Annotated in this window: 1 protein-coding gene; it reads left to right on the top strand. The window is 46.1% G+C overall.

All coding sequences use genetic code 11. The features are described from left to right. A partial coding sequence (locus R7Z77_RS27280; RefSeq protein ID WP_318137295.1) for an MATE family efflux transporter occupies positions 1–390 on the top strand: 390 nt, incomplete at its 5' end. Positions 391–575: the final 185 nt, after the last annotated feature.

Raw genomic sequence — 575 nt, 5'->3', positions numbered from 1 at the left:
ACAGCGATCATCACAGTATTGTCTCGTGAACTGATTGCTGAGCTTTACACCAATAACCCAGAAGTAATCTCACTAGCGATGCAGTTATTGCTGTTTGCCGCCGTTTACCAATGCACTGACGCCGTTCAAGTCATCGCAGCCGGTGCACTTCGTGGCTACAAAGACATGCGCGCGATCTTCAACCGCACATTCATCGCGTATTGGATTCTTGGCCTTCCTACTGGTTACATTCTTAGTCGTACAGATTGGATTGTTGAACCAATGGGCGCGCAAGGTTTCTGGCTTGGCTTTATCATCGGCCTGACCGCAGCTGCGTTAATGCTTGGTGTTCGCCTTCGTTGGATGCACCGTCAAGAGCCCGATGTACAACTTAACTTTTCTCTGCAGTAATTCTGCTCACCATTGGTGACGGTTTACAACAGAACGTAAAAGCCAGCATTCGCTGGCTTTTTTGATCTTAATGGCAAGTTGTTAGGTATACTTTTTGACAACGTATTAATTGAGTAACACAAGCAAACAGACAAGGAAGTTCGTGAAAATCCTATTCTTCGCATTACTCGCTTTGCTCAGCGGTT

Source organism: Vibrio sp. 1401 (genome assembly GCF_033340295.1).
The sequence above is the reverse complement of the archived record's forward strand: the minus strand, read 5'-3'. Positions and strand labels throughout refer to the sequence as shown.